Source organism: Shewanella morhuae (genome assembly GCF_003028295.1).
Taxonomy (GTDB): Bacteria; Pseudomonadota; Gammaproteobacteria; order Enterobacterales; family Shewanellaceae; genus Shewanella; species Shewanella morhuae.
Genome location: NZ_PYSG01000002.1, coordinates 1,276,655 through 1,295,220, shown reverse-complemented (window position 1 = coordinate 1,295,220; position 18,566 = coordinate 1,276,655). Strand labels below are relative to the sequence as shown.

The 18,566-nt window shown below is 44.5% G+C and carries 12 protein-coding genes, 1 tRNA gene and 2 pseudogenes; 4 read left to right on the top strand and 11 right to left on the bottom strand.

The features are described 5' to 3' along the window. Nucleotides 1–23 precede the first annotated feature (23 nt). The 3 genes from C9I43_RS06200 to C9I43_RS06190 all read right to left on the bottom strand — a co-directional run bounded on the left by C9I43_RS06200 (nucleotide 24) and on the right by C9I43_RS06190 (nucleotide 3,267). Nucleotides 24–111, bottom strand: a tRNA-Ser gene (locus C9I43_RS06200). Between the two features lie 200 nt (nucleotides 112–311). Then, the gene (locus C9I43_RS06195) at nucleotides 312–2,306 is read right to left on the bottom strand and encodes a methyl-accepting chemotaxis protein (protein WP_107882743.1); all 1,995 of its coding nucleotides are present in this window, start codon (nucleotides 2,304–2,306) and stop codon (nucleotides 312–314) included. Nucleotides 2,307–2,634: 328 nt separating this feature from the next. Further along, a complete protein-coding gene (locus tag C9I43_RS06190) occupies nucleotides 2,635–3,267 on the bottom strand; it encodes a YchE family NAAT transporter (RefSeq protein WP_076500113.1) in 633 nt (210 codons plus the stop codon). 316 nt (nucleotides 3,268–3,583) lie between these two features. Between C9I43_RS06190 and adhE the strand changes: the two genes are divergently transcribed. Next, entirely contained in the window at nucleotides 3,584–6,190 is a 2,607-nt protein-coding gene (gene adhE, locus C9I43_RS06185) for a bifunctional acetaldehyde-CoA/alcohol dehydrogenase (protein WP_107882741.1), read from the top strand. A 151-nt stretch (nucleotides 6,191–6,341) separates the two neighbouring features. On the opposite strand, the gene C9I43_RS06180 is transcribed toward adhE, so the two are convergent. From C9I43_RS06180 to C9I43_RS06170, 3 genes and pseudogenes are all read right to left on the bottom strand, one after another. After that, entirely contained in the window at nucleotides 6,342–7,277 is a 936-nt protein-coding gene (locus C9I43_RS06180; RefSeq protein ID WP_107882738.1) for a M14 family metallopeptidase, read from the bottom strand. 263 nt (nucleotides 7,278–7,540) lie between these two features. Then, nucleotides 7,541–9,591 (bottom strand): annotated as a pseudogene (locus C9I43_RS06175) (dipeptidyl-peptidase 5). A 283-nt stretch (nucleotides 9,592–9,874) separates the two neighbouring features. After that, nucleotides 9,875–11,425 (bottom strand): fumarate hydratase, encoded by a 1,551-nt coding sequence (locus tag C9I43_RS06170; protein ID WP_107882736.1) that lies wholly within the window; start codon nucleotides 11,423–11,425, stop codon nucleotides 9,875–9,877. Nucleotides 11,426–11,544: 119 nt separating this feature from the next. On the opposite strand from C9I43_RS06170, the gene pabB reads away from it, so the two are divergent. Continuing rightward, nucleotides 11,545–12,948, top strand: coding sequence for an aminodeoxychorismate synthase component I (pabB, locus tag C9I43_RS06165; protein ID WP_107882734.1), 1,404 nt, complete (start codon nucleotides 11,545–11,547; stop codon nucleotides 12,946–12,948). A gap of 41 nt (nucleotides 12,949–12,989) precedes the next feature. Further along, a complete protein-coding gene (locus tag C9I43_RS06160) occupies nucleotides 12,990–13,577 on the top strand; it encodes a CoA pyrophosphatase (RefSeq protein WP_076500121.1) in 588 nt (195 codons plus the stop codon). A 28-nt stretch (nucleotides 13,578–13,605) separates the two neighbouring features. Here C9I43_RS06160 and C9I43_RS06155 read toward each other — a convergent pair whose 3' ends face one another. Then, a complete protein-coding gene (locus C9I43_RS06155; RefSeq protein ID WP_076500122.1) occupies nucleotides 13,606–13,941 on the bottom strand; it encodes a hypothetical protein in 336 nt (111 codons plus the stop codon). Nucleotides 13,942–14,092: 151 nt separating this feature from the next. Here C9I43_RS06155 and asnS point away from each other — a divergent pair, with 151 nt between their 5' ends. Further along, a complete protein-coding gene (asnS, locus tag C9I43_RS06150; RefSeq protein ID WP_076500123.1) occupies nucleotides 14,093–15,493 on the top strand; it encodes an asparagine--tRNA ligase in 1,401 nt (466 codons plus the stop codon). A gap of 229 nt (nucleotides 15,494–15,722) precedes the next feature. Here the strand turns inward: asnS and C9I43_RS06145 are convergent, their stop codons facing one another. From C9I43_RS06145 to C9I43_RS06130, 4 genes and pseudogenes are all read right to left on the bottom strand, one after another. Continuing rightward, on the bottom strand, nucleotides 15,723–16,013 hold the full coding sequence (locus tag C9I43_RS06145; protein WP_107882732.1) for a hypothetical protein: 291 nt from the start codon (nucleotides 16,011–16,013) through the stop codon (nucleotides 15,723–15,725). Nucleotides 16,014–16,085: 72 nt separating this feature from the next. After that, nucleotides 16,086–17,255, bottom strand: a pseudogene (locus C9I43_RS06140) (JmjC domain-containing protein). A 221-nt stretch (nucleotides 17,256–17,476) separates the two neighbouring features. Further along, nucleotides 17,477–18,064 carry a cytochrome c3 family protein gene (locus C9I43_RS06135; protein ID WP_076500126.1) on the bottom strand — a complete coding sequence of 196 codons (588 nt, stop codon included), beginning with the start codon at nucleotides 18,062–18,064 and terminating at the stop codon, nucleotides 17,477–17,479. Between the two features lie 8 nt (nucleotides 18,065–18,072). Further along, the gene (locus C9I43_RS06130) at nucleotides 18,073–18,558 is read right to left on the bottom strand and encodes a nitrate reductase cytochrome c-type subunit (RefSeq protein WP_076500128.1); all 486 of its coding nucleotides are present in this window, start codon (nucleotides 18,556–18,558) and stop codon (nucleotides 18,073–18,075) included. Nucleotides 18,559–18,566: the final 8 nt, after the last annotated feature.

Here is an 18,566-nt window from a genome sequence, read left to right as displayed (position 1 = left end):
TAGGACGTCTTTAAACTTTAATTTGGCGGTGAGAGAGGGAGTCGAACCCTCGATACGTTACCGTATACACACTTTCCAGGCGTGCTCCTTCGGCCACTCGGACACCTCACCATATTGTCGATTTATGTTTTCGTGTTTAATCTTTCACGTAAAAAATCGTTTACGATATCGCTCAGTGTTGCCGAAATACTGATTCGTTAACGGAGCCGTACTGTACGCAAAAGCATAATAAGGGTCAAGTAAAAAAGACTCTATTTCAGGCGGTTGCACAATTGCTAAGCAAACCGCCGCCAAATTGATTCTTTAATCGATTAATTCACCGTAAACTTATTCACTTCTTTAGACATCAGATTGGCATCAAATGTCAGTGCTTTGGTCAGATCCCTAAGTTCATCAGAAATGCGTTGGGTATTGAGGTAAATTTCACTAATTTTTAACGCATTACGGTTAACATCCTCAGATACCGCAGATTGCTCGTGAGTTGCAGTAGCAATTTGTTCGTTCATACGGTCAATAATGTCGACCTGTTCAACAATACGTTTAAGCTCAAGGCTTGCCTGTTCGCCTTCTTTTACGCTGGTATGGGCCTGTTCAAGCCCTTGTTGCATTGCTTTTACGGCAACACTCGCACCTGATTTTAATCTGTCAGTCATATTTTTAATGTCGGCCGTTGAGGTTTGCGAGCGTTGCGCTAAGTGCCTCACTTCATCGGCGACCACGGCAAAACCACGACCCATTTCTCCTGCTCGGGCAGCTTCAATCGCGGCGTTAAGCGCAAGTAGGTTAGTTTGCTCTGCAATACTGGTTATCACATCTAACACCACCACAATGCCGTGGATTTCTCGATCAAGATCATTAATCGCTTGCGATGCATTATTGATGTCATTTGCTAAGGCTTTAATGGCTTTACCCGTTCTATCGACCCCCATATTGCCGGCTTTTGCATCATCATTCGCAGCTGTTGAGGCTTCTGCTGCTTGCACTGCATTACTGGCAATCTCTGCAACCGTTGCGCTCATTTCTGTCATTGCAGATGCCACTTGCTCCGCTTCACTGTGACCCGCCATGACATCTTGCTCCATTGCATGGGTACAAGAATCCATTTGCTCAACAGCTTGTTGTAATTTAGCGCTACTCGCCCGTACCTGTAAGATTACACCTTCAAAATCATTCATCATGCCATTAAAGGCAATGGCCAGTTCTCCAAACTCATCAGTGCCTGTTTGCGTTAACCGCACACTAAGATCGTAGTTTTTACGAGCATGAGTAACGGTTGAATATAAATGATGCACGCTGTCGTGTAGGTAGCGTATTACCGATAAACTTAATATCAGCACTACGATAAGCACCCCGATTAAGGTGGCTAATACAAAAAACATTTCTTGGTTTGCTGCTGAAAGTCGAGTCTGAGTGGTGTTGATTAAATCGGTTGAGACTTGCTGCTCAAAATCTCGCAAGCTATCAATACGCAGAGTAGATTTTGTAAACCAATTCTCGGGACTTTGTTGCTGGATAATTTGATTGTCTTGGGCTAATGCAATCTCACGCAGTGCTTCTACATCTTGTACGACTTGAGAGGCTTGAATCCGCGCCACAGCTTGAACCAGCTCTGGTGCCGCTAAGGCTTCAAAACGCTCGAGATAGCTATTTTGCTCTGAGACTAATGTAATAAATTTTGCATATATCTTAGGTCTAAATCCTGCTTGGCCAAAGGTGGAACTAAGCACTGCGCGCTCAAGCCCAGCCCGCTCTTTCATCTGTAAATAGGCACTAAAGGCAGCAGCTTTGATTGCAACTTCTTGGTTAGCACCAGCTTTTGCCGTTTCATCAACAATGGCTAATAAACGGTTATCAAGCTCAGTATAGTAAGCAACCTCATCGGCAATATTGATTGATAAATTATCAACTTGCGAGCGAATAGCCGTAAGTTTCCCCAATAAGGTATTGAGTTCACTGATTTTAGCCGCAAACACTGCTGGTAAGGTATTTTCACTAATAAACGACTGATACAGTTTGAGCTGTGTGTCGGTCATTTTTCTTTGATTGGGTATTTGATCTGCGAAGGTTTTGCCACCGGAGCTAATAAACCCCGCACTCATACCGCGCTCTTTTTGTATTTCATGCACTAAATTACTGTTTGTAACAGCAAGTTCACTTAGCTGTACAACTTGCTTTAAGTCCTGACGATATTCATATTTTTGGGCTAAAAAGAGTGCACCATAGAGAAAACACGCCAATAGCGGAGGGAGTACAACCATGAGTAATTTTTGTTTCAAGCTAAGATTACCAATCCATTGCCATTTCATCGCGTTATTCCTTTTATTACACATTTGAACATAATAAGAGCCTAATAATGTATAGCATAGGATCAGATTAAAAACGCCCCATACATACTGTTTTAGTTAAAATTAAATAGTCTAAAAACATGTGCTTGCGTTAATTAAATCTAAGTTAAATCTAAAATACGTGAGTTGCTAGTAGACCTAAGTAAAACAAGTGCATTGAGGCTATTTAGACGGAGTCAATCTGTTAGAAGAATGATAATGCCGTTATGTTAAAACAACGGCGTTACGATAAATTGAGTTGAAATAATAAAAAGCAAACCCGTTTTAGGGTTTGCTTAGTTGCGTTGATTTAGCTAAATAACTGCGGAAAAAGACCTTTAATACCTGCGGCAATGACTTCGATACCGATAGATAACATGAGCAATCCCATTAAACGTGTAATCACGTTAATCCCAGTTTTACCAAGGATTTTGTAGATTATAGATGCCATTCTAAACAGACCAAAGCTCACTAAACCAAACACAATCACCGTTATACACATTGCAATAATATTTGAGAATGAATTATGTTCTGCCGCAAATACGATTACTGAACTGATTGCGCCAGGCCCTGCCATTAATGGCAAAGCTAATGGAACTACCGCTACAGACTCCATCGCCGAAGACTCGCGGTCTTCTTCTTGGTTACGCTTAACTTCACCTAATTTACCTTGCAACATCGACATTGCAATAATGGCAATCAAGCTACCGCCAGCGATCCTAAAGGCCGATAACGAAATGCTGAACATATTCAATATATGTTGCCCAGCCACAATCGTAACTAGCAGGATAACTACTACCGCAAAGTTAGCGACTTTTCCGGTTTGGTTGCGCTCTGCTTCAGTTTGATGGCTGGTTAAACTCACAAATACTGGCAATAAACCAACTGGATTAATAATGGCTACCAAGCCAAGAAAAAACTTAACGTAAAGTGTTAACTCCAAGTTGCAATCCTTATATGCGCATCACGCTATTTTCAGCAAAGTAAACTTCAGGGTGTATATAGTATCTTAACCGCAGATAACTGAAAAATGAGATTTTTAGGCTAAACCACAAATTCGCATTACTTTAATTATCCAATATTGATAATTTTAAATCAAAGTTATCGTAATAGATCATATTTTTTGTAATTTTATTACACATAAGCCCTATTATGATAATGCGGTCACACTATTACCAGTACTTTTTGTGTAACTTTTTACCATCAAAGAGGATTTAGTGAATACGCCTATTCACTAAATCTTTTTAGGAGTGTTAATCATGACAGTGACAAATGCACAAGAACTGGATCTCATGGTCGAACGTGTTGCCAAAGCACAGGCCGAGTATGCGACGTTCAGCCAAGCACAAGTCGATAAAATTTTTCGCGCAGCAGCACTCGCGGCTGCCGATGCACGGATCTCGCTGGCAAAAATGGCCGCTGCAGAAACCCGCATGGGTGTTGTTGAAGATAAAGTGATTAAAAACCACTTTGCCTCTGAGTACATTTATAACAAGTATAAAGATGAAAAAACCTGTGGGATTTTATCTGAGGATGTGACCTTCGGTACTATTACGATTGCCGAGCCCGTAGGCATCATTTGCGGTATCGTGCCTACCACTAACCCGACATCGACCGCGATATTTAAAGCGCTGATTAGCCTTAAAACCCGCAATGCGATTATTTTTTCGCCTCACCCACGAGCTAAAACCTCAACCACTACCGCCGCAAAACTGGTGCTGGATGCTGCGATTGCAGCTGGCGCACCTAAAGATATTATTGGCTGGATTGATGAACCAAGCGTCGCACTATCTAATCAATTAATGACTCACCCTAAGGTGAATTTAATTCTTGCAACAGGTGGCCCTGGCATGGTGAAAGCCGCCTACTCTTCTGGCAAGCCTGCTATTGGCGTAGGTGCGGGTAACACGCCCATTGTTATTGATGAAACCGCCGACATCAAACGCGCGGTCAGTTCGATTCTCATGTCGAAAACCTTCGATAACGGTGTCGTTTGTGCATCAGAGCAAGCGGTAATTGTCGTTGATAGTATTTATGAGCAAGTAAAAGAGCGCTTTACCTCCCACGGTGGCTACATGCTATCGAAGGATGAAACCGCGGCAATGCAGAACGTCATTTTAAAAAATGGCGGCTTAAATGCCGATATCGTTGGTCAAAGCGCTGCCAATATTGCACAAATGGCGGGCTTTGAAGTACCGCACTGGACTAAGGTGTTAATTGGTGAAGTCACTGATATTAGCGACAGCGAAGCCTTCGCCCATGAAAAACTATCACCACTACTTGGCATGTACCGCGCTATCGACTTTAACGATGCGATGGACAAAGCCGAAGCCTTAGTGGCGCTGGGCGGTATTGGCCACACATCAGGACTTTATACTGACCAAGATACCCAAACTGAACGTGTGCATGCCTTTGGTTTTAGAATGAAAACCGCGCGTATTTTGATCAACACCCCAGCATCCCAGGGCGGTATTGGCGATCTATACAACTTTAAACTGGCGCCTTCGCTCACATTAGGCTGCGGTTCTTGGGGCGGTAACTCGATTTCAGAAAACGTTGGCCCAAGTCATTTAATCAACAAAAAAACCGTCGCTAAGAGGGCCGAAAACATGTTGTGGCACAAGCTTCCTGCATCTATCTACTTCCGCCGCGGCAGTTTACCCATCGCACTCGAAGAACTGAGCGATAAAAAACGCGCGCTGATCATCACCGACAGATTTTTATTCAACCACGGTTATTGCGACGAAACCATACGTATTTTAAAGGCTCAAGGCCTTGAAACTGAGATTTTTTATGATGTTGAGGCCGACCCCACCTTAGCCATAGTACGCCAAGGCGCTAAGGTTGCGCAGAGCTTTAAACCTGATGTGATTATTGCACTCGGCGGTGGTTCACCAATGGACGCAGCTAAAATTATTTGGGTGATGTACGAACATCCAGACGTTGATTTTGCCGATTTAGCCATGCGTTTTATGGATATCCGTAAACGTATTTACAAATTCCCTAAAATGGGCACCAAAGCCATGATGGTGGCGATTCCGACCACTTCAGGTACAGGTTCAGAAGTCACACCTTTTGCCGTAGTGACCGACGAAGTAACCGGTAAAAAATATCCGATTGCCGACTATCAACTCACGCCCAACATGGCAATTGTTGACCCAAATCTAGTGATGGACATGCCTAAATCGCTCACCGCCTTTGGTGGTATCGATGCGGTGACCCACGCATTGGAAGCTTATGTCAGCGTGATGGCGAACGAATACAGCGACGGCCAAGCCCTGCAAGCCCTCGATTTACTGTGCAAATATTTACCCGATGCCTACAACTTGGGCTCGCAATCGCCTGTCGCCCGTGAAAAAGTCCACAATGGAGCCACCATTGCAGGTATCGCCTTTGCTAACGCTTTCCTCGGGATTTGCCACTCAATGGCGCACAAACTAGGCGCCGAGTTCCATCTCGCCCACGGCTTAGCCAATGCGCTGCTGATCAACAACGTCATACGCTTTAACGCAACGGATTTGCCCACTAAGCAAGCGGCCTTTAGCCAATACGACAGGCCAAAAGCCCTGTGTCGTTATGCTGCTATCGCAGATCACTTGAAACTAGGCGGAAAAACAGATGAACAAAAAGTCGAAAAATTGCTTGAGAAAATCACACTCCTCAAGAAGACGATTGGCATTCCTGCTTCTATCCAAGAAGCCGGCGTCAACGAAACCGACTTCCTCGCCAAGTTAGATGAATTAGCCGAAGATGCCTTTGATGATCAATGTACCGGTGCCAACCCACGTTACCCATTGATTAACGAGCTGAAACAACTGTTCCTCGATAGCTATTATGGCCGTGACTATAGCGACAACACTAAGTAATCGTCCATCTGTGCTAAGCGCGTGCTAAGCAAAATCGATGCGACACAAATGACAAAGCCCTCAAGTGAGGGCTTTTTATTGCATATTAAAATTATAAGCAAATCATCAATAAATCAATTCATTAACCGTCAGCTACTGAGGCACAAACCAACTAACGCTGCAGCAACACAAAATCGATGGCGCTAGTAATTGCGGCAACTTGGGCTAGGTTACATTCGGCGGGCGTAGCCGTTGGGCTATCTGGATACACTTCTGTGGTCGTGTTGTAGATACAACCCGTAACGCTACTGCAAAGCCCTAATGACTTAAGTGGATAGTTAATCACGCCATGTTGCACCACAGTCGAGCCAATGATCTCACCTTTTTCATCGGCAGGGGCAATGTGGGTGACTTTACTTACACCATCAATAATAGCTTTCTGGAAGGCATCGATTGAGTTTTCGGTATCACCCACTGCATAAAAACCATCTGGAATAGTGCCTTTTTCATAGTCAGTACCATCGCGAGCAGACAATGCTGGTCGAAACTCCGATTCATCTGAGTCGGTGGTTTCATGTAAATCCACATGCACATCAAAACCTTGTTCAACTGAAGCGACTAATGCCATTAAGGCCGCCGATTCTTCAGCTGGGCTATTGGCGTAGAACGAGCGGTTTGGATCAATCGCTTTTGGGTTCCAACGGTTAATGGTCTCATATCCCCAAGGGCTCACGCACACAGCAACCACTAAATTGACCTGTTGCACATAATTCACCGCTTCATTGCTTAAAAAGGCCAATGCGCCATGAACGCCACTTGTCTCATAACCGTGCACGCCGCCTGTCACTAATACCGTTGGTTTTTGCGAATCAAACTGTAGACTCTTTACCGCCAGCAATGGGTAACGCTCAGCATTAATCGACAAAGCGCCATATTGCACTATGCCAAGCCCAAGGGCTGACAACTTATCTTGCATCGCCTTGAGTGGCGTCACGACATCGTCTCGATATGAACGCTTGATTTGGGCGCTTGCAAGCCATGCAGCTTTTTCAGCATCACCCCATTTTTCGCCTGCGGTGCCGATGGGATAAAACGTTAAATTTGCCATGTTTCCTCTATTTTTTTGTTCTATTTGACTGAATAAAGTTAGATCGTGTTGCTGTGGTAAACAAGTGCACTTAGCTTAAAGCTAGAACAGTATTAAAATACGCTGACATCCTGTTTATAAAACACAATAAAAAGCCAGAACAGAGTCCTGGCTTTTTAAGACACTTAATTTAAACACTTTTAATTGCGCTTAACCCTTTAAACGCAGCGTCCGTGATAAACCATCAATCAGGGCAAGTGCGGTGTTTATTATAGCTACAGCTATTATTGCTTAGTCCAACGGTCCATCCAACCTAAGACATTAGCGTACCACTGTTCTAAGTTTTCAGGTTTTAAGATCCAGTGATTTTCATCTGGGAAAATCAATAATTCCGATGGAATACCTTTACGCTGCATAAAGCTAAATGCGGCTAGACCTTGATCGTAAGGGACTCGAAAATCCTTTTCACCATGGATAACCAACATAGGCGTTTTCCAGTTTTCAACATAATTCACTGGGTTAAACTTTTCATATAACGCTTTGTTATCTGAGTAAGTACCACCAAATTCGTGCTCAGCGAACCATAACTCTTCGGTCACATGGTACATAGAGCGCATATCGAACAGACCTGCGTGGTCAACAAGACACTTAAAACCGTCGCTCCAATTGCCTTGGATCCAGTTCATCATGTAGCCGCCGTAAGAACCACCAAGTGCACAGGCATTTTGCGGGTCAAGCCATTTTTGTTGTTGGCTCACAGCCGCTAGGCCTTTTTGCAAATCCTCTAAAGGTTTACCGCCCCAATCTTGAGTAATCGAATCGGTAAAGGCTTGGCCGTAACCAGTAGAACCGTGGAAATCTACCATCACCACGCCATAACCCGCCCCGCCCATAACTGCGCGTTCCAACGACCACTAAAGGCATTACCAAATGAACCCTGCGGGCCGCCATGCACTAAGTAGGCAATCGGGTATTTTTTTCCTTCTTGGAAGTTAGCCGGTTTGATCCAGTAACCATAAACGTCTTCGTTATTCCAACCCTTAAAGCTGAACTGTTCAAACTTACCGAACTTGATTTCGGCCAATTTGTCTTTGTTCACTTCGGTCAAACGCTTAAGGCCTTCACCATCGGTAGTGATACTGTAGAGATCGCCCGGCTCAACTAAGGTTTTACTATCGAAAATCAGTTCATCGTTAGTGACCGCGAGTAAGCTATTGGTACCATCACTATAGACTGATCGCACATCACCAAATTGGGTATTAACTTGGAAAATAGATACTTGGCCCAAGTCCTGTGCCGTCACATATAAAGTACGGTTGTCCGGAGCAAACATCAGTGAACTTGGGCTGCGATCCCACAATGGTGACACTTCTTTAGTTTGGCCAGTGCTCGTATCGCGCAGCATAATGCCGTAACGATCGGCTTCAAAACCTGGCTTCTTCATCGCTAAGTAGGCCATATAACGACCATCACTCGAAAACGTTGGCTGTGCATCCCATGCGAGATTGTCTGGGGTTAAATTAGTAGCGACGCCGCCCGTGACCGGCACTTGCCACAAATCATAGTTTGTGGTCCAAGCTTGATCTTTGCTTGGCGCTTTAGCGCTATAAACAATAAATTTACCATCTGGAGTGAAGGTTACTTCTTCCATGCCTGAGAAAGGTTTTGGCGGCGTTTCAGTGTCTAACCCTTGAGTGACATCTACAACCTGAGTAAGTTTTTCACCATTAAGTGCGCCAACAAATAAGTGGTTACGGGCATGATCTTCCCAAGTATCCCAATGACGAACCATCAACTGTTTGTATTCACGCCCTGTCGATTTACGCTCAGATTCTGCAGTAAGTTTAGTCTTTGAGCAGGCTAAATCTTTGCACTCAGGGAATACGCGCATACTGAGCACAACTTGTTTACCATCGTTTGATAGTTTGTAACCATCAATATCCAATGGTAAGTCAGAAGCTTGCACCGCTTCACCGCCAGTAAGTGGCAATTGAAATAGTTGACTTGAACCGCTACGACTGGCAAGGAAATAAATCGATTTGTCGTCGGTTGCAAAACTGACATCATGTTCAGTGCCAGCGGCTGAGGTTAATTGCAGCGGCTTAGCTTTAGTGTCAGTCAAATCTAATAAATACAGATCAGAGCTACTCTCTCCCTTATCGCTTACCGTTTTAAGACCATAAACTAATTTAGTGCCATCGTGGGACACAGTCGCAGAATGCATTTTATTGAGTTTAAGCAACTGTTGCACAGTAAAAGGCGTTGGATCGGCCGCATGAGCTGATAACGTTAATCCTGCGGCGCCAAGTGCCAGTAGGAGAGGAGCTATTTTCATTGTTATATCCGTCTTTTGTTAAACAGGTTCGAGAGTTGCATCCGTCATTGCTATTGTTGTAGTCGTCGCAATCAAACGCATGTTAAAAACGATCTTAAATCGTATCTTTCGAAGATAAGCTTGCCACACTATCGAAACAAAAACGCTCAAGCAAGCCAAATGGCAAACCTGAGCGTATTTTTTTGTGACAAAATGTCAGTAGCGCATATATTCAGCACACCTACAGATATAACTGCATAAATTGCAGCTAGATGGTGTAAAAAACGCCTTACTCAACTGACGCTTAGGCTTTCGCTTTAGCGTTGGCAATATTCACTTTCCAAATAGCTGGACCGGTTTCGTGGGCATTAACGCCATTTGAATCCACTGCTACAGTCACTGGCATATCTTGCACGTCAAACTCGTAAATCGCTTCCATGCCTAAATCAGCAAAGGCCACTACGCGGGAATGTTTAATCGCTTTAGACACTAAATACGCGGCGCCGCCAACGGCCATCAAATAAACCGCTTTGTGCTTTTTAATAGACTCAACCGTGGTAGGGCCGCGCTCAGCTTTACCTATCATTCCCATTAGGCCAGTTTTTTCTAACATTAAGTCAGTGAATTTATCCATACGGGTCGCCGTTGTTGGGCCAGCTGGACCCACAACTTCGCTGCCAACGGGGTCAACTGGGCCAACGTAGTAGATAAACTTACCGGTAAAGTCCACGCCTTCTGGCAAACCTTCACCACTTTCAATCAGGCTTTGAATGCGCTTATGGGCAGCATCGCGACCAGTGAGCATTTTACCGCTCAGCAGAATGGTTTCACCGCTCTGCCACTGCTCGATATCCGCTTGCGTCACAGTATCTAAATTTACGCGGCGCACATCATCACCCACTTCACGGGTGATTTCTGGCCAATCTGCCAGTGATGGCGGCGTTAAATCCGCGGGGCCTGAACCATCTAAATGAAAGTGCACGTGGCGAGTGGCCGCGCAGTTAGGGATCATTACCACAGGCTTTGAGGCCGCATGGGTTGGCGCCGATTTGATTTTAACGTCTAACACTGTGGTTAAACCGCCAAGCCCCTGAGCACCAATACCTAAATTGTTAGCACGCTCAAAAATATCTAAACGCAACTTTTCTTCGGTAGTTTGGGCACCGCGAGCAATTAACTCATGGATATCAACGCTTTCCATCAGTGCTTCTTTGGCTAATACAGCGGCTTTTTCTGCCGTGCCACCAATACCGATGCCAAGCATGCCCGGTGGACACCAACCCGCGCCCATCGTTGGCAAGGTTTTTTCAACCCAAGCGGCAACATCGTCTGATGGGTTTAACATTGCCATTTTGGCTTTGTTTTCACTGCCGCCTCCTTTGGCTGCAATGGCAACTTCAATGTGATTGCCCTGTACCATATCGATATGCACCACAGACGGCGTGTTATCTTTGGTATTTTTACGGCTACCGGCAGGATCTGACACAATCGATGCACGCAGTGGATTATCAGGATTGGTATAGGCACGACGAACACCTTCGTCGACCATTTCCTGAATAGTCATATCGGTTTTGTCCCATTGAACGGCCATACCGACTTTCACAAATGCAGTCACAATTCCCGTATCTTGGCACAAAGGACGTTTACCTTCGGCCGACATACGTGAGTTAATTAAGATTTGCGCAATTGCATCCTTTGCCGCAGCACTTTGCTCACGCTCATAAGCTTCGCTCATGGCATCGACAAAATCCTTCGGGTGGTAATAAGAGATGTATTGCAGGGCATCTGCCACACTTTCAATAAAGTCGGCTTGTTTAATCACAGCGTTTTCAGACATTTTATGGTGAGATGACATAGTAGGAGCGCTCCAGCAGCCTATGTGGCCTGACTTGTTTTTGTTTAATTCTTTCTGGGCCAATATGATACTCTTTCACATCTTTTTGGGCTACATCACATTTTAGATAGGGTTAATCGATGGCATTTAGGGCGTCAACACAGCTTGCATCACGCCAACTTGACTGGACATTAAGCACCGCAGCACTTTTTGAACTCTTTGCTGGTGATACTTGGGCAATCCTGTTGGATTCAGCGAACGCGCCGCACCAAGACGCTAGGTTCGATATTATTTGCGCCAGTCCCATCGCCACGTTAGTCACTCAAGGCGAGCGTAGCGATATCAAGCTTATCGATAAAAACTTGAGCATACCCGAGGCCATAGAGCCAAACCGTGATCCCTTCGACCTGCTCAACACTTTATTAAGCCATTGGTATGCAAAATCTTTTGAATGCCATCTGCCCTTTAGTGGCGGCGCCATGGGCAGCTTTAGCTACGATTTAGGCCGCCGTATTGAATCCCTACCAACCACGGCAACGCAAGATATACAGCTGCCAGAGATGAATATTGGCTTTTATGACTGGGCGCTGGTTTTTGATTACCAAGCTCAATGTTGGCATTTGCTGCATTATTTAGGGGAAGCAGCCCTTGAAATTGAGTTGAAAAATATTCAAGCAAAGATAGTTAAAAAGCGAACTTCCGCCCCATTTACACTTACCAGCCCATGGGCCACTCAAATCAATAAAGCCGAATACACGGACAAATTTAACGCAGTACAAGCTTATTTGCACAGTGGCGATTGCTATCAAATAAATTTAACTCAAAGATTTGAAGCGTGTTATCAAGGCGATGAATGGCTAGCCTATTGCCAACTGCGTCGTGCTAATAAAGCGCCCTTCTCGGCCTTTATGCGCTTACCGCAAAATGCGATTTTATCCATTTCACCAGAGCGTTTTATCCAGCTTCGCGGCGTTGATATTCAGACCAAACCCATTAAAGGTACCTTGCCGCGCCATAGTGATCCTACGCTTGATATTCAAGCCGCCAATACGCTTGCCAACTCGCCAAAAGATCGCGCAGAAAACGTGATGATTGTCGATTTACTACGTAATGATATTGGTAAAGTGGCCGCGGCGGGTTCGGTACGTGTACCGCATCTATTTCAGATTGAAAGCTTTCCTGCTGTGCATCACCTTGTTAGCACAGTGACGGCCAAGCTAGACGCTAAATACTGTGCCAGTGATTTACTGCGCGCGGCGTTCCCTGGCGGTTCAATTACTGGTGCGCCGAAAATTCGCGCCATGGAAATTATCGAAGAGCTGGAACCGTCGCGGCGAAGTTTATATTGTGGTTCTATGGGATATTTAAGCCAAGATGGGCAAATGGATACCAGTATCACCATTCGCACACTCATCGCCGAGGGCGGTAAACTTTATTGCTGGGCGGGCGGCGGTATTGTAGCCGACTCGAATGTAGATGCTGAGTACCAAGAAAGCTTTGACAAAGTAAGCCAGATTTTACCCTTGCTGGGCAAAGGCTTATGAAATCCTTAAGTGTTAATAAGGCACAATAAACGGAAAAATTAATGGAAACTGCAGAATTTAGGCTCAGATTTAATTTGCATTCTTTAGCCCAGCAAGATCCCGCAGCCTTCCCACATATTGGGTTACGCAAAGCTGCTGTCTTAATTGCACTGCAAGATATTGGCGGAGAATTGCATCTTATTTTAACCCAAAGACCCATGCATCTACGCGCTCACCCTGGGCAGGTCAGCTTTCCTGGCGGAAAAATAGAGCCTGATGATATCGATGCCATTGCGGCCGCATTGCGAGAAGCAGAAGAAGAAATTGGGTTATCAAGGAATAACGTGGACGTTTTGGGTACATTTCCGCCCTATAACACCTTTACCGGATTTGAAATAACACCCGTGGTCGGCATCGTCAAACAAACCTTCGTTTTGAAGCTCGACCCCGGTGAAGTCGCCGATTGTTTTACAGTGCCTTTAAGCTTTTTTATTGACCCGAGTCATCGCCATCAAAAATTCTTTTTGCGCCAAGGTCACTATTACAGTGTGCATGTTATGCCCTATCAACAACGATTTATTTGGGGCGCTACCGCTGCCATCATTGACCACTTATGTCGTCAATTGAGTATCCCAGCCGACTTCATTTGATGCTGGCTACATGCAGATAAATTCCAATTTAAATCATCAAATGCACATACAAACCCGCAACCACAGAGGTAAGCAGTAACATAGGAATGTTAAACCAAAATCCGAGTTTGCTGTGATGCGCGACATAATAGTTAAATGCCAAACTGATCAAACTGATTGCACCACAAGCCCAAATTAAATACAGCAGTAATTGAGTTTCATGTGGATCCCAATCCAATCTGAACGTGGCGCCACGGGCCAAATAGGCGCCGACCTCACGATCTGGCCTCGCCTCACCAAAAACCAATAATGCATAGACGGCAATTGCCCAGCCTAAAATGGATAAGGTCGCGAGGATTATTTGAAATATTCTGGTCTTGCGCATACAACCTCCCACCGTTTGACACACTTTAATCATTAAATATCGATATTATTAGACTCAGGATACCTTTTTCAGCTTGAGAAAAGCCACCAGCAAGGTAATATAAACCTCCAAAATTTTCATATAAAACGTTTCGTTGGAGAATTAAGTAACAATGAGCATCGCATCTGTCGCATCTGTATTTAAAGGTGAGCACGCCGTCGGTTCAACAGTCACTGTACGTGGCTGGGTTAGAACACGTCGTGACTCTAAAGCCGGTATCTCTTTTTTAGCTGTTTATGACGGCTCCTGCTTTAATCCTATCCAAGGTGTCGTGCCAAATAGCTTAAATAATTACGACAACGAAGTGTTAAGGCTCACTGCGGGTTGCTCTGTGGTGATGACGGGCGCGGTGGTTGAATCTCCAGGCGCTGGCCAAGCATTTGAACTACAAGTCTCTGCACTTGAAGTTGCGGGTTGGGTGGACGATCCAGACACTTACCCAATGGCTGCTAAACGTCATTCAGTTGAACATTTACGTGAATTGGCGCACTTACGTCCACGCACTAACTTGATTGGTGCCGTGGCCCGTGTACGTAACTGTTTATCGCAAGCGATTCACCGTTTCTACCACGAAGAAGGCTTTATTTGGGTATCAACGCCACTCATCACAGCATCAGATACTGAGGGCGCTGGTGAAATGTTCCGCGTATCAACTTTAGATATGGAAAACCTGCCTCGTACCAGCGATGGCAAAGTCGATTACGACAAGGACTTTTTTGGTAAAGAGGCTTTCTTAACCGTATCAGGCCAGCTAAATGGCGAAACCTACGCCAGTGCATTGTCAAAAATCTATACTTTTGGCCCGACTTTCCGTGCAGAAAACTCAAACACCAGCCGCCACTTAGCTGAATTTTGGATGGTTGAACCTGAAGTCGCTTTCGCTACCCTAAACGATATCGCAGGTTTAGCTGAAGCTATGCTCAAATATGCCTTTAAGGCAGTATTAGCTGAGCGCATGGACGATTTAGAGTTTTTCAATCAACACGTTGATAAAACCGTCATCGAACGTCTGCAATCTTTCGTATCAAGCGATTTTGCGCAAGTAGATTACACCGAAGCCGTTGAGATTTTACAGAAATGTGGCAAAACCTTTGAATTCCCAGTGTCTTGGGGGATTGATTTGTCTTCTGAGCATGAGCGTTACTTAGCTGAAGAACACTTTAAAGCGCCAGTAGTTGTTAAAAACTACCCGAAAGACATTAAAGCCTTCTACATGCGCTTAAACGAAGATGGTAAAACAGTGGCAGCGATGGACGTATTAGCCCCAGGCATTGGTGAAATTATCGGTGGTTCTCAACGTGAAGAACGTTTAGACATGCTCGATGCCCGCCTTGAAGAGATGGGTTTGAGTAAAGAAGATTACTGGTGGTATCGCGATTTGCGCCGTTATGGCACAGTGCCACACGCTGGTTTTGGTCTAGGGTTTGAGCGCTTAGTGTCTTATGTGACTGGCGTTAACAACATTCGTGATGTTATTCCATTCCCACGTGCTCCACGTACTGCAAACTTTTAAGCAGGGTTTAAAACGGCTGCTCTAGCAGTTGTCCTAAGCTAAAAACGCGCCTCGGCGCGTTTTTTATTGTGTCACCTATTCATTAAGTCACTCTCTACCTAATGATGTAGTCAGCATAGATATCTACATCATTAAATACCTACATCATTAGATATCAATAGCAGTAAAAAATAATCAAAACACTCAAATAACCGTATTTAGGTTGCATCAAATCTACGCTATTCTTTTATTAAAAATCCATATTAGGCAACACGTTATAGCCAGCTAAGTAACTCATATTATCCGTATTTATTTTATCGCACGCTACAGCATTATCTAATTTTGCCCATTGCTGAAATGGCACGGTTAAAAACACACTAACGTAACAGTGCACTCCGGTTGACTCATGTCTATATAACGCTGACATAGTTGACGGTTTTTCAGCTTGTTCATAGCAATCTAATAAATATTGCTCAAGCATAGATAACTTCGCCTGCGCGAGTAAAGCATCACCTAAACTCACTGAAAACCACTGTTGCATTATTTTATTTCCCTTTGATGGCTCTTCTAGAGCGAGTAATCACTTTTCTAGAATAAGCTAACTCACAGGCAATTAATCGATGTATACCTCGTCATCAGCGTCGAAGTCGTCAAAATACCAGTAGCCTAGGTTAATCCATTCAGTTAGTTGAACCAAAAACGCTGGGCAGGTTAGCCAAGGCGCTAACACCATTTTATCGAGTTGATTCACATCACATAATAATGGGATCACCGCAGCAAATTCCACTGAAAGTTGGTATTTGTCACCATTAATATAAACTGCACCTTCGGCGACATTGATATCAAAATACAAACAGCGAAGACCACCAAGACGTATTAACGGCTGCTCATCAAGCCAAGCAAGTACCTCTATTTGCGTAATATCTAGCGGCTCATCGGGTAAATCTAACGCACACTTCGATTGAGTTAAATAACGCCCCGTAAATTCGCTCACTAGCTCGTCACTAAGCATATTTGTCAACTGCGAGCGTAAACGTGCTAAATCAGTATTATCTACACAACCACTGCGGCTTGATAAGGCGCGATCAGGATCGCTAATCTGCTGAACACCTAAATCCTGCTCAGAAAGATGATCCGCCAAGGCGCCTACCATTTCCTTTGCAGAGGCGGTGCGATAACCCACAGAAAAACTTAAGGATTGCTCTAAGGTTACCCCCTCGTGTGGAAACCCCGGTGGAATATATAAAATATCTCCTGGCAATAGTTCAGTATCAATGATTGGCTCAAATGATTCAGTGTGTAGCAAGGCGGGATGGGCAACAAATTGTTTGTGCGGCCCTATGTTGCCTACACGCCAACGACGTCGCCCTGAACCTTGGCAAATAAATACGTCATAAAGGTCAATATGTGGCCCAACGCCGCCGCCAGGCGTCGCAAAGCTCACCATCACATCATCTAAGCGCCAACGCGGAATAAAATCAAAGCATTGGATCAAGGCTTCAGCATCTGGAACCCAGTTATTTAGGGCTTGTACGATTAACGTCCAATCTTTTTCACCTAAATGATCATAGCTTTCAAAAGGGCCAAACTCTGCTTGCCATTGCCCTTCTTACTGGTAAACCCGCCTAGATTCAACCAGCTCCTCCATCGCTAAACCTGCTAGGGCTTCTGGTGACACTAAATCTTGAAAATGGCTAAATCCTTGACGAATAACCAGTGGTTTTTTCTGCCAGTATTCTGCTAAAAACTGCGCAGGGGTTAAGCCATTAATATCGAGTTTCATTGGTGTTTATAGGCCAAGTAATCATAAATAAGTGACAATGCTAACAGTAAGCTAAAACCAAAAAACTCGATGGGATCAATAAAGTTGTCGCTGATATATTTTCATTTCAGCGATGAGATTATCGATTGAATAATGACGATAAGCATCAATAAAATCCAAACAAAAAGGCCAAACATCAATAATGCTTGGCCTTTTACTGTATACCTTTGCTTATAAAAGGATTAGAACCCTTCTACGCCTTTCATGTCAGGGAGATGATGGGCAATCCCTTTATGACAATCGATACAGGTCTTTTCACCATTAGCCAGTGACGTAGAATGCATCTGCGACGCCCGAGGAGATTGGCGGGTAAAGTCCATGTAAGTAAAGTTGTGGCAGTTACGGCATTCGAGCGAATCATTCGCTTTCAAGCGTTCCCACTCGTGCTCTGCTAACTCACGGCGCTTACCTTCAAACTTTTCACGGGTATTGATGGTACCAAACACTTTACCCCACACTTCCTTAGAAGCTTGCATCTTACGGGCAATTTTATCGGTCCAGTTATGTGGCACATGACAATCTGGACAAGTCGCCCGCACACCACTGCGGTTAGTAAAATGGATCGTTGTCTGTAATTCTTGATAGACGTTGTTTTCCATTTCATGGCAACTGATACAGAAAGCTTCTTGGTTGGTTGCTTCAAGGGCCGTGTTAAAGCCACCCCAGAAAATCACCCCAGCCACAAAGCCACCTAAGGTCAAAAAGCCCAGACTATAGTGCACACTCGGACGGTTGAGCACCTGCCAGATTTTTTTCAGTTTATCTAACATGCTAGCTCCTAGTGTTTTTTCTGCTCAGTGTTGGCTTTAATGAGATGATCCATATCTACAAAGTCATTTTCGACCAGTAGTTTGGCATCTAACTGCGGCACATGGCACTGAGTACAGAAATAGCGGCGCGGTGATAATTCGGCAAGGAAGTTGTTATCCCTATCCATATAGTGCGTCACACTGACCATCGGAGCTTGAGACTCTCCAGTACGGCTTCTAGCATGACATGCCATGCATTTATTCACTTTCAGATCCAATTGATAACCATCAATTTTATGTGGGATCACCGGTGGCTGCATTGGATAGTTACGCACTTCTTTTATATCTGTATTACGCACATTTTGCATCACTGGTGGTGTTGGCTCAATATCAATGGGCGCTAAGCGTAACGTGTCGATTTTATCTTCTGGAATACTCGTCGCCACCGCATTCGTCATGACGAATGAACCAAGAGCAAGTAAACCAATCAATGACATTAATTTGAATGTTTTCATGTTGTACT

Excerpts from the sequence above, each read along its gene's own strand:
- C9I43_RS06195 (WP_107882743.1), bottom strand. The coding sequence starts at position 2,306 with ATGAAATGGCAATGGATTGGTAATCTTAGCTTGAAACAAAAATTACTC.
- adhE (WP_107882741.1), top strand. The coding sequence starts at position 3,584 with ATGACAGTGACAAATGCACAAGAACTGGATCTCATGGTCGAACGTGTT.
- C9I43_RS06180 (WP_107882738.1), bottom strand. The coding sequence starts at position 7,277 with ATGGCAAATTTAACGTTTTATCCCATCGGCACCGCAGGCGAAAAATGG.
- C9I43_RS06170 (WP_107882736.1), bottom strand. The coding sequence starts at position 11,425 with ATGTCATCTCACCATAAAATGTCTGAAAACGCTGTGATTAAACAAGCC.
- pabB (WP_107882734.1), top strand. The coding sequence starts at position 11,545 with ATGGCATTTAGGGCGTCAACACAGCTTGCATCACGCCAACTTGACTGG.
- C9I43_RS06160 (WP_076500121.1), top strand. The coding sequence starts at position 12,990 with ATGGAAACTGCAGAATTTAGGCTCAGATTTAATTTGCATTCTTTAGCC.
- C9I43_RS06155 (WP_076500122.1), bottom strand. The coding sequence starts at position 13,941 with ATGCGCAAGACCAGAATATTTCAAATAATCCTCGCGACCTTATCCATT.
- asnS (WP_076500123.1), top strand. The coding sequence starts at position 14,093 with ATGAGCATCGCATCTGTCGCATCTGTATTTAAAGGTGAGCACGCCGTC.
- C9I43_RS06145 (WP_107882732.1), bottom strand. The coding sequence starts at position 16,013 with ATGCAACAGTGGTTTTCAGTGAGTTTAGGTGATGCTTTACTCGCGCAG.
- C9I43_RS06135 (WP_076500126.1), bottom strand. The coding sequence starts at position 18,064 with ATGTTAGATAAACTGAAAAAAATCTGGCAGGTGCTCAACCGTCCGAGT.
- C9I43_RS06130 (WP_076500128.1), bottom strand. The coding sequence starts at position 18,558 with ATGAAAACATTCAAATTAATGTCATTGATTGGTTTACTTGCTCTTGGT.